Source organism: Pseudonocardia sp. ZF1, assembly GCF_056835605.1.
Window position 1 is genome coordinate 2,078,976 of record NZ_JAJNBY010000001.1, and the last position, 12,701, is coordinate 2,091,676.

Annotated in this window: 14 protein-coding genes and 1 pseudogene; 5 read left to right on the plus strand and 10 right to left on the minus strand. The window is 76.0% G+C overall.

From position 1 onward, the window contains the following. Positions 1-99: 99 nt before the first annotated feature. Both ZF1_RS10305 and ZF1_RS10310 read right to left on the minus strand, forming a co-directional pair. Positions 100-336, minus strand: a complete 237-nt coding sequence (locus ZF1_RS10305) for a hypothetical protein (protein ID WP_251784525.1) — start codon at positions 334-336, stop codon at positions 100-102. 70 nt (positions 337-406) lie between these two features. After that, a complete protein-coding gene (locus ZF1_RS10310; RefSeq protein ID WP_251784524.1) occupies positions 407-889 on the minus strand; it encodes a CBS domain-containing protein in 483 nt (160 codons plus the stop codon). 173 nt (positions 890-1,062) lie between these two features. Between ZF1_RS10310 and ZF1_RS10315 the strand changes: the two are divergent. The 3 genes and pseudogenes from ZF1_RS10315 to ZF1_RS10325 all read left to right on the plus strand — a co-directional run. Then, a pseudogene (locus ZF1_RS10315) lies at positions 1,063-1,632 on the plus strand (LLM class flavin-dependent oxidoreductase); the annotation flags it as partial. Positions 1,633-1,714: 82 nt separating this feature from the next. After that, on the plus strand, positions 1,715-2,074 hold the full coding sequence (locus ZF1_RS10320) for a hypothetical protein (protein ID WP_482638763.1): 360 nt from the start codon (positions 1,715-1,717) through the stop codon (positions 2,072-2,074). Next, entirely contained in the window at positions 2,071-3,009 is a 939-nt protein-coding gene (locus tag ZF1_RS10325; protein ID WP_208824926.1) for an NAD(P)/FAD-dependent oxidoreductase, read from the plus strand. Before ZF1_RS10320 ends, ZF1_RS10325 begins: the two co-directional genes overlap by 4 nt. A 39-nt stretch (positions 3,010-3,048) precedes the next feature. On the opposite strand, the gene ZF1_RS10330 is transcribed toward ZF1_RS10325, so the two are convergent. Beyond that, positions 3,049-3,396 (minus strand): hypothetical protein, encoded by a 348-nt coding sequence (locus ZF1_RS10330; RefSeq protein ID WP_482637134.1) that lies wholly within the window; start codon positions 3,394-3,396, stop codon positions 3,049-3,051. Positions 3,397-3,650: 254 nt separating this feature from the next. Here ZF1_RS10330 and ZF1_RS10335 point away from each other — a divergent pair, with 254 nt between their 5' ends. Further along, positions 3,651-5,648, plus strand: a complete 1,998-nt coding sequence (locus tag ZF1_RS10335) for a methyltransferase (protein WP_482637135.1) — start codon at positions 3,651-3,653, stop codon at positions 5,646-5,648. Between the two features lie 35 nt (positions 5,649-5,683). On the opposite strand, the gene ZF1_RS10340 is transcribed toward ZF1_RS10335, so the two are convergent. The 4 genes from ZF1_RS10340 to ZF1_RS10355 form a co-directional block, all read right to left on the minus strand. Further along, positions 5,684-5,848, minus strand: a complete 165-nt coding sequence (locus tag ZF1_RS10340) for an RGCVC family protein (RefSeq protein ID WP_251784515.1) — start codon at positions 5,846-5,848, stop codon at positions 5,684-5,686. Positions 5,849-5,898: 50 nt separating this feature from the next. Beyond that, a complete protein-coding gene (locus ZF1_RS10345) occupies positions 5,899-6,957 on the minus strand; it encodes a fatty acid desaturase family protein (RefSeq protein ID WP_405418118.1) in 1,059 nt (352 codons plus the stop codon). A gap of 445 nt (positions 6,958-7,402) precedes the next feature. After that, entirely contained in the window at positions 7,403-7,579 is a 177-nt protein-coding gene (locus tag ZF1_RS10350) for a hypothetical protein (protein ID WP_482637136.1), read from the minus strand. Beyond that, positions 7,576-8,127 carry an SDR family oxidoreductase gene (locus tag ZF1_RS10355; RefSeq protein ID WP_482637137.1) on the minus strand — a complete coding sequence of 184 codons (552 nt, stop codon included), beginning with the start codon at positions 8,125-8,127 and terminating at the stop codon, positions 7,576-7,578. Before ZF1_RS10355 ends, ZF1_RS10350 begins: the two co-directional genes overlap by 4 nt. Positions 8,128-8,228: 101 nt before the next feature. On the opposite strand from ZF1_RS10355, the gene ZF1_RS10360 reads away from it, so the two are divergent. Further along, on the plus strand, positions 8,229-9,044 hold the full coding sequence (locus tag ZF1_RS10360) for a helix-turn-helix domain-containing protein (protein ID WP_482637138.1): 816 nt from the start codon (positions 8,229-8,231) through the stop codon (positions 9,042-9,044). Between the two features lie 22 nt (positions 9,045-9,066). Here the strand turns inward: ZF1_RS10360 and cydB are convergent, their stop codons facing one another. The 3 genes from cydB to ZF1_RS10375 all read right to left on the minus strand — a co-directional run bounded on the left by cydB (position 9,067) and on the right by ZF1_RS10375 (position 12,633). Beyond that, positions 9,067-10,065, minus strand: coding sequence for a cytochrome d ubiquinol oxidase subunit II (gene cydB / locus ZF1_RS10365; protein ID WP_405418112.1), 999 nt, complete (start codon positions 10,063-10,065; stop codon positions 9,067-9,069). Positions 10,066-10,078: 13 nt separating this feature from the next. Further along, positions 10,079-11,479 (minus strand): cytochrome ubiquinol oxidase subunit I, encoded by a 1,401-nt coding sequence (locus ZF1_RS10370; RefSeq protein ID WP_405418110.1) that lies wholly within the window; start codon positions 11,477-11,479, stop codon positions 10,079-10,081. 149 nt (positions 11,480-11,628) lie between these two features. Beyond that, positions 11,629-12,633 carry an Acg family FMN-binding oxidoreductase gene (locus tag ZF1_RS10375; protein WP_405418108.1) on the minus strand — a complete coding sequence of 335 codons (1,005 nt, stop codon included), beginning with the start codon at positions 12,631-12,633 and terminating at the stop codon, positions 11,629-11,631. Between the last annotated feature and the right edge of the window lie 68 nt (positions 12,634-12,701).

The window sequence follows — 12,701 nt, forward strand, 5'->3', positions numbered from 1 at the left end:
GTTCCCGGGGGCACCACCGGCAGCGCTCCGGGTCGAGAGCCCCCGGGAGCAACCGGCGGGGGCGCGTCGTCTCCCGGCACCCGGGGCCGCGGGGACGGGTCAGTAGACCCGCAGCTCCCAGCGGGTGGAGTCGGTGGTGGGGTTGCCGTTCCCGATGCAGGTGAAGGTGGTCGGGGCGCCCGGGGCCGCGTTGACGATCTTCGCACCCTGCTGCTGGCAGACCGTCTTGTTGTTGTAGTAGCCGACCGTCTCCGCGAACGCGGGTGCGGCCACGGCGAGCGATGCGCCCATGGCGATCGCCGCTCCACCGATGAGGATGCCCAGTCGCTTCGTCATCTGCTCTCCTGCCTCGTCGCGGCGTCACCTCCGGGGTGCGCCGCCGGTCGTCGTTGCGGACGGACCGAAGCTAGATCGGTGGTCCCGGGACCCCTCCCGGGACGGGACCGGTCCGGCGCGCGACGACGCCGACGACGTCGGAGGCGGTGACGATGCCGTCGATCCGGTCGCCGTCCGCGACGAGGACGGCGTCCCGCCCGTCGGCCGCCATCGCCGCGGCAGCCGCCGACAGGGGTGCCGAGGACGGCAGTACCGCGACCGGGCCGTGGACCTCGGCGACGGTGAGGACGGCCTGGCCCAGCGGACCCCACTGGGCGGCGACGCCCCGGAGCAGGTCGGACTCGGTCACGAGGCCGATGCAGCGCGGACCTGCGAACACGGGGAGGTGGTGGACGTCGTGGGCCAGCATCAGGTCCAGCGCGGTCCGGACCGGGGTCTGCGGGGTGACCGCGACCAGGCGCGAGGCCACGACCGCGTGCAGCGGCGGGTCGTCGTCGACGGTCTCGGGCGGGGCGTCGAGCCGGAATCGTGTGCGGTCGTCCTGCTGGCCCATCGTGATCCCTCCGTCGGCCGACACGCGCAGCCTGCCCCGCCACGACCCCTGAGGGACGGGCCGGAGGTCCCGCTGCGCCCCTCGGTCCGGCCCCCGCCCCGGGCCACCGACCACCGTCAGTCGATAACGACATCCGCTACTGTTAAGCCGTGTCCCCTCCGTCGTTCGGCGTCATGCTGTTCACCCACCGCTTCCCCGGGCAGAGCGCGACCGAGGTGTTCGCGCTGGCCGCGGACGTCGCGCAGGCGGCCGAGGCACACGGGTTCGCGTCGGTGTGGACCACCGAGCACCACTTCCTGACCGGTTACGGCGTCAACCCCTCCGCGACGACGCTGGCCGCGTTCCTGCTCGGCCGCACCCGGCGGGTGCGGGTCGGCACGGCGGTGACGATCCTGCCGACGCACCCGCCGGTGCACGTCGCGGAGCAGGCGGCGCTGCTCGACCAGCTCTCCGGCGGCCGGTTCGACCTCGGCGTCGGCCGGGCCGGGCCGGTGGTGGACCACGAGGTCCTCGGCACCGGCATCGAGCGGTGGCGCACCGGGCTGCCCGAGGCGCTCGGCCTGGTCCTCGACTCCTTCACCGGGCGGGTGTCCGCCGACTCCGAGCACTACCGGTTCCGCGAGGTCGCACCCGGCCCGGAGCCGTACACGCGTCCGCACCCGCCGGTGCACGTGGCCGCGACCTCGGTCACCGGGGTGGAGCTGGCCGCCCGGCACGGCCTGCCGATGCTGTTCTTCTTCTCCCAGACCGCCGACGAGCAGGCACGGCTGGTCGCCGACTACGAGCAGCTCACCGCAGCGCGGCCGGTGCACGGCACCGCGGCCGGTGCACGGCACCGCGGCCCTGGCCCATGTCACCGACTCGGTCGCCGAGGCCGAACGGGTCGTCCACGAGCGGCTGGCGCCGGTGTTCGCCTCCGGCTACGCCGAGTACGTGATGGTCGAGGAGTACCGCGGCCCGCGGCCCACCCCCGACGAGCTGGCCGCGGGCATCCTCGCCCGCCAGCCGATCGGGCCGCCCGAGCTCTGTGCCCGCCGGCTCGTCGACCTGGTCCGGGGGAGCGGGGCCGGCCGGGTGCTGCTGCACGTCGAGTCCTCCGGCGAGCGCGACGCGGTGCTCGCCAACGTCGAACGCCTCGCGACCGAGGTCCTGCCCGCCGTCCGCACGGAACTGGAGAACGCGTGAACGACACCTACGACGTGGTGGTCGTCGGCGGTGGGCCCGCGGGCCTGTCGGCGACCCTCGTGCTCGGCCGCCAGCGGCGTCGCGTCCTGCTCGTCGACGCCGGCGAGCCGCGCAACGCCCCGGCCGCCGAGATGCACATGTACCTCGGCCGCGACGGCGGGGACCCGGCGCAGCTGCTCGCCGACGGCCGCGCGGAGGTCGACGCCTACCCGACGGTGACCCGCCGGGCGGGCCGGGTCACCGGCGTGCGCGGCGCCCTCGACGACTTCGCCCTCGACCTCGACGACGGCACCGTCGTGCGGGCGCGCCGGCTGCTGCTGGCCGGCGGCCAGGTCGACGAGCCGCTCGACGTGCCCGGGCTGGCGCAGCGGTGGGGCGGCTCGGTGTTCCACTGCCCGTTCTGCCACGGCTACGAGACCACCGGCATGGCGCTCGTGGTGATCGGCAACGGCCTGGCCGGGATGCTCGCCGCCTACGTGCGGGACCGGTTCAGCGACGACGTCGTCCTCGCCACCCACGGCCCCGCCGAGCTGCCCGGCTGGGTCGCGGCGAACCTGGAGGCGGGCGGCGTGCGGGTCGTGGAGTCCCCGATCACGGCGATCGACGGCGACCTCGGCGCACTCGAGCTGCGCTTCGCCGACGGCACCACCCTCGCCCGCGACGGCATCTACCACCGCGCCCCGACCCGCCCCGGCACCGCGCTGGCCGGGAGCCTCGGCGCGACCGTGCTCGACGACGGCACGATCGCCGTCGACGAGTGCGGCCGGACCTCGGTCCCGGGGGTCTCCGCCGCCGGCGACGCGGCCCGGCAGCCCGGGCTGCCCGACGGCGTGACACTGGTGAGCGTGGGCGCCGGGAGCGGCGTCGCCGCGGCGGTGTGGCTGGAGCAGGAGCTGTTCCGGACCGGTCTGCCGGTCGCCCCCGGCCAGGGGTGAGCCCGGCGGGCGCCCCGGACGCGGTCCGGGGCGCCCGGGTCAGTACCGCAGCTCGTCCACCGAGGGGTCGGCGGCCAGCCGGGCGGCCGTCGTCACCGGGTCGAGGACCTCGGCGGCCCGGCCGACCCCGTGCGGGACCCGGCCCGCCAGCACGTCGGTGACGGCGAGCGCGGTGAACGCGCCGGTCAGGGCGAGCGAGTCGGTGGACCGCAGCAGCGTGCGGCGGGCCCCGTCGGCGTAGCGCGCCGACGCGAGCAGGGTGATGGCGACGCCGTGCGCGGCCACGTCGGCGTCGGCGGCGGCGATGACGGCGTCGACGTGCGCCAGCGGGTCGCCCGACGCCCAGGCGGACGCGAGAGTGTCCGGCAGCCCCGGCCCCGGGAACACCGAGTAGGCCCGCAGCTGCGCCGCACCGGTGTCCGCGGCCAGGCGCTCCCTCGACCCGGTCCCCGGGGAGGGGCTGCGCGCCCGCGTCGCGGGCCCCGAGCCGCAGCCGCACCCGGCCCGTCGCGGCCAGTCGACCGGCCGCGGCCCGCCCGGTCGCCCCCGACGCGCCCAGCACGGCGACCAGCGGACGGGGGGCTCCGGCCATCAGGACGCCCGTCCGGCCGCCGCGACCCCGGCGACCGTCGGGTCGGCTCGTGCTCGCCGCGCGCCCGCGCCGGGTGCTGGAGCTGGGCTGCGGCACGGGGATGCTGCTGGAGCGGATCGCCCCGCACGTCGAGGCCTACGTCGGCACCGACATCGCGGGCGACGTCGTCGACCGGCACCGCGCCGCCGCCGCGCCCGGGGTGCGGGTCGTGCGGGGCGCCGCGCACGAGGCCGGCTCGGCCGCCGTCCGGGAGGCGCTCGGCGGGCGGGCACCGGACTGCGTGGTGATCAACTCGGTGACGCAGTGCTTCCCCGACCTCGCCTACCTGACCGAGGTGCTCCGTACCGCGACCGCGATCGTCGCGGCCGGGGGGACGGTCGTCGTCGGCGACGTGCGGCACGCGGGCCTGCACCTGCGGCACTGGCGGGAGACCGTCACCGCCACCGGGCCCGCCCTCGACGACGACACCCTGGCGCGCACCGTCGCCGAGCGCGCCGCGACGGACCGTGAGCTGCTGGTCGACCCGGCCGCCCTCGCCACCGCGGCCCTCGCGGGCGGGCGCCGGATCGCCGTCGCCGTGCACGCCAAGACCCTCACCGACGACACCGAGCTGTCGCGCCACCGGTTCGACGCCGTCCTGCACGTCGACGCAGGACCCTCGCCGGTTCCGCAGGTCCTGGACTGGACCGGCGACCCGCTGGCCGGGACGGAGCCGGTCCTGCTGCGCGGCATCCCCAACGCGCTGCTGCGTCCCGGCCCGCACGCGGTCACCGCGGCCCGGCTGCGCACCGACCTCGCCGGTCACGACGCCGCCGTCCTGCTCGACCCGGACGACCCCGAGCTGCTGGCGGTCGCCCGGCCCGCCGCCGCGGCCGCCCGGCCCGCCGCCGCGGCCGCCCGGCCCGCCGCCGGGCTGGCCGGCCCGGGCCGGGCCCACGAGCCGTTCCCCGCGTTCGTGCGGAGCCGGGTCGGGCCGCTCGCGCGGCGTCTCACCGGCACCGACGCGACGGTCCTGCTGCCCGTCGCCGGGCCGGACGACGTCGCCGCGGCCGACGCCGCGGGCCGGGCCGCGCTGCCCGGCGGCGCACCGGCCGGCGACGCGGGCCCCGCCGACGCGGTCACCCGGCTCGACGCCGTCGCGCTGCGTGCCATGGCCTCGGTGCTCGACGCGGGGGACCCCGACGTCGCCCCGCGGCACGCGTGGCTGGTGCGGCGGTGGCGGGCCGAGCTCGCCGCGCACGGCGACCCCGGGCCGCAGCCGGACGGCGCGCTGCACGCGGCCTGCACCGACCTGGGCTACCCGCCCGCGATGGTAGAGTTCTTCGCCGCCGCCATGGCCCACCTGCCCGCGCTGCTGCGCGACGAGGTGCCGCTGCAGGCGCTGCTGTTCCCCGACGGCGAGATCGCCACGGCCCTGGCGAGCTACCAGGACAACACGATCAACACCTACCTCAACGGGGCGCTGGCCCACCTCGCCGCGACCACCGCACGGACCCGGGCGGAGCCGCTGCGCGTCCTGGAGCTGGGCGGCGGCGTCGGCGGCAGCACCCGCGCCGTCCTCGACGGCCTGGGGGAGGCGCCGGTCGACTATGTGTTCACCGACGTCTCACGGTTCTTCCTCGACCTGGCCGCGACCCGGTTCCCCGGGGTGCGGACCGCGCTGCTCGACGTCACCACAGACCTGGCCGCCCACGACGGCCGCCACGACCTCGTCGTCGCGGCGAACGTCCTGCACAACGCCGTCGACGTCCGCGCGACGCTCGCCGCCGTCCGCGGGGTGCTGGCCCCCGGCGGGGTGCTCGCCCTGGTCGAGTCGACCCGCGAGCACCTCCCGGCGCTGGTGTCGATGCAGTTCCTCATGTCCGCGCGTCCGGGCGCGGCCGCCGCCGGCAGCGGGGACCTGCGCGCCGGCACCGACCGGATCTTCCTGACCGAACGGCAGTGGTGGGCCGAGCTCGCCGCCGCCGGTCTGCGGCCGGTCGCGGCGCTGCCCGGTGACACGGACCCGCTGCGGGCGCTGGGGCAGCAGCTGCTGGTGGCGACGTAGTCACCCCGCCCCGGCGGCGGTACGGCGTGGTGCGGTCACCCCTTCGCGCAGACGCACCCCTGCGAGGACCCACCCGCGATCTTCGCCGAGCAGAACCTCCGGTCGATCGCGTCGTGGTCCTCCCAGGGGTGCGGGCAGACCGGGCACAGCTCGTCCGGGGTGGTGTGGTCGGAGGCGGTCGAGGGGGTCGGGTCGTCCATGGTGGTGGTTCTCCTTCGGGGTTGTCGCCCCGAGCGGACCCGGGGACGGGTCAGCCGGCCGGTGGCCCGGTGGGGCGCCGCAGCGGGGCGCCGACCTCGTGCAGGTGACGGAGGACCTCGGCGTAGGAACGCAGGGGACCGGTCCGGGTGTAGGGCAGGCCGTGGGTGGTGCAGAACTCCTGCACGATCGGCTGAGCGCGGCGCAGGTGCGGGCGCGGCATCCGGGGGAACAGGTGGTGCTCGATCTGGTAGTTCAGGCCGCCCAGCGCGACGTCGAGGACTCGGCCTCCGAGCACGTTGCGCGAGGTCAGCACCTGCTTGTGCAGGTGGTCCAGTCGACGGCCGGCCGGGATGACCGGCATCCCCTTGTGGTTCGGAGCGAACGCCAGGCCCATGTACACGCCCCAGAGCCCCTGGTGCACGACGACGAACGCGACGGCCTGCACCGGCGCGAGGACCCAGAACACCGCCCCCAGGTACCCGACGGCGTGCGCGACGAGCAACGCCGCCTCCAGCCGCGGGCGGGGGACCTCTCGACGCAGGATCGCCCGGACGGCGGTGAGGTGCAGGCTCCACCCCTCCAGGAACAGCAGCGGGAGGAACAGGTACGCCTGGTGGCCGACCATCCATCGGACGGGGCCCCGCGTGGCGGCGGCCTGCTCGGGGCTGAAGGCGAGCACCGGGATGTCGATGTCCGGGTCGTCGTCGGCGTGGTTGGGATGGGCGTGGTGTGCGGTGTGCTGGGTGACCCAGGCACCGTAGCTCAGCCCGACCAGCCCGCCGTGGAGGTAGCCGACGACGTCGTTGGCACGCCGGCCGGCGAAGATCTGACGGTGGCCCGCGTCGTGGCCGATGAAGGCCAGCTGCGTGGTCACGACCGCGAAGAACACCGCGAGCAGCAGCTGCCACCAGGACGGGCCGAGCCACACGAACACCGTGAGGCCGCCGGCGAGCAGGACCGCGTTCGCCGCGAACAGGAGCAGGTAGGTGCGGCGGGCCTCCTGCAGCAGACCCGCCCCGGACACCAGGGCGGCCAGCTCGCCGAACCCGCCCTCCGTCGTCGGACGGGTACGACGGGGGGACGTGCCGGTGGGTGGGGACGTCGTCATGCGTGCTCTCCGATCGACCCTCGGGACACGGGACGAGCGGTCCTCACGACCGCACGGCTCACGCGTCGGAACGAGCCGCCGGGACAGCGACCACGCGGCCTGGCCGGTGCGGGAGCGGCCGGAACCGCACCACGGGACGGCACGGTCACGCCTCCGTAATGTGGCACACCGGTCGCCGGGCCGCACGCCCACGCCCGGTCGCAGCCCGGCCGGGGGCCTCCTCATCAGCCGCGCCGGAAGGCACGGCGGGCCGCCGCCGACAGGGCCGCCCTGCGGCGCTCGTGCACCGCGGCGGCGTCGGCCGGGTCGGCGGTGATCGTGGGGGAGGCGGGGGACCAGGCCGGTGGGAGGCCGATGACCAGGGGTGGACGTCGCGCGCGTCGAGATCGGGGTCGACGAGGCCGTCGGCCTGCGCCGCGCCGGGCTCCGGCCGCCCGGCGGGCGCTCAGCGCTGCCGGACCGGCCGGACGAGGATCTCGTTGACGTCGATCTCGGGGGAGGTGCCGACCGCGTAGGCGACGGCGTCGGCGACGGCCTCCGGTGCGATCGCGTGCCTGCGGTAGACGGCCATGGCGTCGCGGGCGGTCGGGTCGGTGATGCCGGCGGCGAGCTCGGAGGTCACGACACGGGAGACACCGTGGTGACCCGGATGCCCGGCGACGACTCCAGACGCAGGCCCTCGGTGATCGCCCACGCCGCGTGCTTGGTGCCGGCGTAGACCGCCGCCGTCGCGTCCACCTCGTGGGCGCCGACCGAGGCCGTCGTCACGAAGTGGCCCCGGTCCGCGGAGGTGAAGTGCCCCAGGACGGCGTGGATCGTGTGGAGGAGCCCCCGGACGTTCACGTCGACCATGCGGTCCCACTCCTGCACCAGGCCGGCGTCGAGGCGCGACAGCGGCATCACCCCGGCGTTGGCGACGGCGACGTCGATCCACCCGTGCCGGGCGACGACGTCGTCGACGAGCGTGACGAGGGCGTCGCGGTCCACGACGTCGACCGGGTGCGGCTCGACACCGGGCACCTGTGCGGCGAGGTCGGCGAGCCGGTCGGCCCGCCGGGCGGTGGCGATCACGTGGTGGCCGTCGTGGGCGAGCCGGGTGGCGATCGCGCGGCCGATGCCGCTGCTCGCGCCGGTCACCAGGGCCACGGGGGTGGGGTTCGTGTCGGTCATGCCCCCTTCCTACGAGCCGCGGCGACGGCGCGGCAGGGCGCGACGGTCGTGGGAGTGCCGCACCCACCCCGGCCGGCGCGGGGTCGCCTAGGGTCGCGTCCATGGTGGCCACACCGCTCGGCGAGTACCTGCGGACCCTGCGCGCACAGGTGACCCCCGACGCCGTCGGCCTGGTCCCGGCGGGGGTCCGTCGTGTCCCGGGGCTGCGTCGGGAGGAGGTCGCGCTGCTGGCCGGGATGAGCGCCGACTACTACGTGCGGCTGGAGCAGGGCCGCGAGCGGAACCCGTCGGCGCAGGTGCTGGAGGCGCTCGCGGCCGTCCTGCGGCTCGACGACGACGCCCGGATGCACCTGTTCCGGCTGGCGGGTGCGGCGCCGCGGCCCCGGGCCCCGATCGCGGACGAGCGGCTCGACCCGCAACTGGCGGCCCTGCTCGACAGCTGGCCGGGCCTGCCCGCGATCGTCCTCGGCCGCGCCTACGACGTGCTGGGCGCCAACCGGCTCGGGGCGGCGCTCGGGTTCGCCCCCGGGACCAACCTCGTCGAGAAGGTCTTCGGGGACCCGGCCTCCCGCACCTTCTACGCCGACTGGACCGCCGCGGCGGCGAACACCGTCGCCGGGTTCCGGGTGCTGCACGGCCAGGCCCCCGACGCCCCCCGTGTCCGGCAGGTCCTCACGGCGATGCTCGACCGCAGCCCCGAGTTCGCCGAGCACTGGGCCCGGCACGACGCCCGGGGCAAGGGTGCCGAGCACAAGCGGCTGGTGCACCCCGACGTCGGCGCGCTGGACCTGCACCTGCAGTCGTTCGACGTCCGGTCGGCGCCGGGGCAGCAGCTCGTCGTCTACGGGTGCGAGCCGGGGTCGGAGACGGCGGACCGGCTGGAGCTGCTGGGGATCGCCGCCGCGTCCCGCGCCTGACGCCGTCGCCCGCCCCGGGGCCTCAGTGCGCCGCGTCCACCACGTCCTCGCGGGTCAGCCGCCGCCGGAACACCCAGAACGTCCACGCCTGGTAGGCGAGCACGACCGGCGTGACGACCGCGGCCACCCACGTCATGATCGTCAGCGTGTAGGGCGTCGACGCCGCGTTGACCACGGTCAGCGAGAAGGCCGGGTCGGTCGTCGACGGCAGCACGTCCGGGTACAGCGACCCGAACAGCGTCACCGCGACGGCGACGATCGCGACCGTGGTCGCGGTGAACGACCGGCCCGAGCGGCCCCGGACGGCGGCGAGGGTCCCGACGGCCAGCCCGAGGGCCGCGACCAGGACCGGGGCGAGGATCCACGCCGGGGCACCGTCGAGCAGCGTCCAGACCAGGAACACCGCACCCGCCGGGATCGCGCCCAGCCCGGCCGTCACCGCGACGGTGGCGGCGCGCTCGCGCACCGGGCCGTCGGTCTTCAGGGCCAGGAAGGCGGCTCCGTGCAGGGCGAAGACCAGGACCGTTGTGACGCCGCCGAGCAGCGCGTAGGGGTGGAGCAGGGTGAGCAGCGTGCCGGTGAACTCGTGGTCGGCGTCGAGCGGGACACCGTGCACGATGTTCGCCAGCGCCACCCCGAGCAGCAGTGCCGCGGCGAGCGACGAGCCGGTCAGCACGCGGTCCAGCACCGGGGCCCAGCGCGGCTCCTTGGCCCGGTACTCCAGCGCGATCCCGCGCAGGATCAGCGCGACGAGCAGCAGCAGGAACGCCAGGTAGAAGCCGGAGAACAGGCTCGCGTACCACTCGGGGAAGGCGGCGAAGGTCGCCCCGCCCGCGACGAGCAGCCACACCTCGTTGCCGTCCCACACCGGGCCGATCGTGCCGAGCGCGACGCGACGGTCGGTCTCGTCGCGGGCGACGACGGGCAGCAGCATCCCCACCCCGAAGTCGAAGCCCTCCAGGCAGAGGTACCCGGTCCACAGGACCGCGATCAGGACGAACCAGACGTCGATGAGCGCCATGGCGGTCTCCTCCTCAGTAGGTCGCCACGGGGGCGGCGGTGCCGGACGGTTCCGGGACGGCCGGAGCCACAGGGGGCGGCGGACCGGCCTGGACGGCCCGGACGAGCAGGACGACCTCGACGACGGCCAGCGCGCCGTAGAGCAGCGTGAACACGACCAGCGAGGTGAGCACCGACGCCCAGCCGACGCTCGGCGAGACGCCGTCGGCGGTGCGCAGCACGCCGTAGACGACCCAGGGCTGGCGGCCCGCCTCGGTGAAGATCCAGCCCGCGGTGTTCGCGAGCAGCGGTGCGGCCAGACCCAGACCGGCGGCCGGGCCGAACCAGCGCGGCAGCCGCCGAGTGGCCCGCGCACGCCGGGTCAGCCAGAGCCCCGTGACGGCGAGCAGCCCCGCCAGCACCCCGAAACCGATCATGAGCCGGAACATCCAGTAGCTGAGCGGGATGTCCGGTGTGTACAGACCCGGCCCGAACGCGGCGACGGCCTTCTCCTGCAGCTGGTGGATGCCCTCCACCTCGCCGTCCCAGGTGCCGGTGGCCAGGAACGACAGCAGCCGCGGCACCCGCAGGCTCCACAGCTCGCGGGTGCCGTCGAGGGAGCCGACGGTGAACACCGAGAACGACGCCGGCGCGACGGTGTCGTAGAGCGCCTCCGCCGCGGCCATCTTCATCGGCTGCTGCTCGGTCATCAGCCGGGCCTGCAGGTCCCCGGTGAGGACGACGCCGAGGCTCCCGGCCAGCGTCGTCCACAGCCCGACCCGGATCGAGGGACGGAAGACCTCGGGGTGGCGGTCCCGCACCAGGTTCCACGCGCTGATCGCGACCAGGAACATCCCGGCCGTCACCAGGCAGGCGGTCAGGGTGTGCGAGAACGCCCCGACCGCGGTGGAGTTGGTCAGCAGCGCACCGAAGTCGGTCAGCTCCGCCCGGCCGGTCGCGGCGTCCACGGTGGACCCGACCGGGTGCTGCATCCAGGAGTTCGCGGCGAGGATGAAGTAGGCGCTCAGCACCGTGCCGGTCGCGGCCAGCCAGATGCAGGCCAGGTGCACGCCCTTCGACAGCCGGTCCCAGCCGAAGATCCACAGACCGAGGAAGGTGGACTCCAGGAAGAAGGCGAGCAGTCCCTCGATCGCCAGCGGGGCACCGAAGACGTCGCCGACGAAGCGGCTGTAGTCGCTCCAGTTCATCCCGAACTGGAACTCCTGCACGATGCCGGTGACGACGCCCATCGCGAAGTTGATCAGGAAGAGCTTTCCCCAGAACTGCGTCGCGCGCAGCCAGCGGTCGTCGGCGGTGACGAACCAGGTGGTCTGCAGGCCCGCGACGAGCAGGGACAGGCCGATCGTCAGCGGGACGAACAGGAAGTGGTAGACGGTGGTGATCGCGAACTGCCACCGCGCGAGGTCGAGGTTCATCACGCCCCTCCGGAGCCGGCGGGTCCCGTGTGGACCCGTCACCCGATCGTCGTCCGCGCCGGGTGGACGGGGCTCCGGGCGAAGGTCGGCCCGCGGCCCACCGGAGGGCCCGCCGGCCCGGGACGAAGGTCCCGCACCGGCGGGCCGGGTCAGCCCGGGTCGACCAGGTCGGCGGCCGGGCGCCGCGGCGTCGCCGGGACGGGGACCCCGTGGCCCAGGCGCAGGACGACCTGCGGGGGCCGGTCCCGGGCGAGCGAGCGGCGCACCCGCTCCCGCACGTCGGGGATCTCCACCAGCTGGGACACCGGCGAGGCCGACAGGCCCTCGGCGGTCGCGGTCAGCAGCACCCGCGCCATGGCCTCGCCGGCGCGCAGGTCGTCCCGGGGGCCGTCGAGGTGCGAGGTCAGCACCGCGATCAGCGGCGCCGACTCGAACGCGGCCGGCGCGGGCCGCGGGTGGGCGGGGCCGCCGAAGTCCCGGGTCACCCACGGGTGGTTCGGGGCCGGCAGCGGTCCGCCCGCGGAGGCGGGGACACCGTCGTCGTGGCCGCCGTGCCGCCCGGTCCAGGCCGCCATCTCCGCGACGAACGCGGGGTCGGCGGACTGGCGGGCGTGCGCCTCGCGGGCGAGGCGGCCCAGTACGGCGAGGTCGTCCGGGTCGGTCACCAGCTGCAGCCAGGCGCCCTCCTCGTAGGCGGCGCGGGTGAGCGCGGTGCGGGCCGGGGCCGGCACCGGCACGTCGGAGAACGGTCGCCGGTTCGTGTGCCGGCGCGGCACCGCCTCCAGCAGCCGTCGCTGCTCGGGGGTCGGCGGCATCACCGCGCCGCGACGGACCACCGCCAGCAGCTCCGGGTCCGACGGGTCGGGGAGCCGGGTGACGAGCGGGCGGATCCCGGCCCCGGCCAGCGCGAGACGCAGCGAGTACAGCGCCGCCCCGCAGCCGATCCGCAGCTCGCGGTCGGTCGGGTCGGCGACCGGCAGCCGTCGCGCGGGGTCGGCCCGCAGCTCGACGTGGTCGGCGCCGGTCCGGAACCGCCACGGCTGGGCGTTGTGCAGCGACGGCGCCCGACCCGCCGTGGCCAGCACCCGGGCGGTCGTCGCGGCGTCGAGACCGAGGATCGGGGTGACCGGCGCGTCCGCATCGACGGTGTCCATGATGTGCGTCCTTCCCGGGACCGGGCGTTCACCGGTGCCTGCGGGGGCGATGGTCGGCGCTGCCGGTT

Excerpts from the sequence above, each read along its gene's own strand:
- ZF1_RS10305 (WP_251784525.1), bottom strand. The coding sequence starts at position 336 with ATGACGAAGCGACTGGGCATCCTCATCGGTGGAGCGGCGATCGCCATG.
- ZF1_RS10310 (WP_251784524.1), bottom strand. The coding sequence starts at position 889 with ATGGGCCAGCAGGACGACCGCACACGATTCCGGCTCGACGCCCCGCCC.
- ZF1_RS10340 (WP_251784515.1), bottom strand. The coding sequence starts at position 5,848 with ATGGACGACCCGACCCCCTCGACCGCCTCCGACCACACCACCCCGGAC.
- ZF1_RS10345 (WP_405418118.1), bottom strand. The coding sequence starts at position 6,957 with ATGACGACGTCCCCACCCACCGGCACGTCCCCCCGTCGTACCCGTCCG.
- ZF1_RS10355 (WP_482637137.1), bottom strand. The coding sequence starts at position 8,127 with ATGACCGACACGAACCCCACCCCCGTGGCCCTGGTGACCGGCGCGAGC.
- ZF1_RS10360 (WP_482637138.1), top strand. The coding sequence starts at position 8,229 with ATGGTGGCCACACCGCTCGGCGAGTACCTGCGGACCCTGCGCGCACAG.
- cydB (WP_405418112.1), bottom strand. The coding sequence starts at position 10,065 with ATGGCGCTCATCGACGTCTGGTTCGTCCTGATCGCGGTCCTGTGGACC.
- ZF1_RS10370 (WP_405418110.1), bottom strand. The coding sequence starts at position 11,479 with ATGAACCTCGACCTCGCGCGGTGGCAGTTCGCGATCACCACCGTCTAC.
- ZF1_RS10375 (WP_405418108.1), bottom strand. The coding sequence starts at position 12,633 with ATGGACACCGTCGATGCGGACGCGCCGGTCACCCCGATCCTCGGTCTC.